At 63.7% G+C, this 526-nt stretch carries 1 protein-coding gene; it reads right to left on the reverse strand.

What is annotated here, in order from left to right:
- On the reverse strand, positions 1-526 hold a 526-nt coding region (locus RM704_RS44595), incomplete at both ends, for an alpha-amylase family glycosyl hydrolase (RefSeq protein WP_311593582.1).

Below are 526 nucleotides of genomic sequence, written 5' to 3' on the forward strand. Positions count from 1 at the left end.
CGTGGTTCCGCAGGAAGATGCCCCACTGGCAGTTCGAGGGGATGGCCGGGGTCTTGGCGAGGATTTCCGAGACCGGATAGCGCGATTCCCGCCGGACCGCCATGAAGATCCTCGGCATGACCGGGAAGTGGAACGCCATGTGGCACTCGTCGCCGCCGCTGGGGAAGTCGCCGAAGTAGTCGACGACGTCCTCAGGCCACTGGTTCGCCTCGGCCAGCAGCACCGTGTCGGGATAGTGCGCGTCGATCTCCTTCCGCACCCGCTTGAGGAAGTCATGGGTTGCGGGAAGGTTTTCGCAGTTGGTCCCCTCCTGCTGGTACAGGTACGGCACCGCGTCCAGTCGGAAGCCGTCGATGCCCAGGTCCAGCCAGAACCGCAGCGCCGAAATCATCTCCTCCTGCACGGCCGGGTTCTCGTAGTTGAGATCGGGCTGGTGGGAGAAGAACCGGTGCCAGAAGTACTGTTTGCGGACGGGGTCGAAGGTCCAGTTGGAGGCTTCGGTGTCGACGAAGATGATCCGGGCGTC

Source organism: Streptomyces gottesmaniae (assembly GCF_031845845.1).
GTDB lineage: Bacteria > Actinomycetota > Actinomycetes > Streptomycetales > Streptomycetaceae > Streptomyces > Streptomyces akebiae.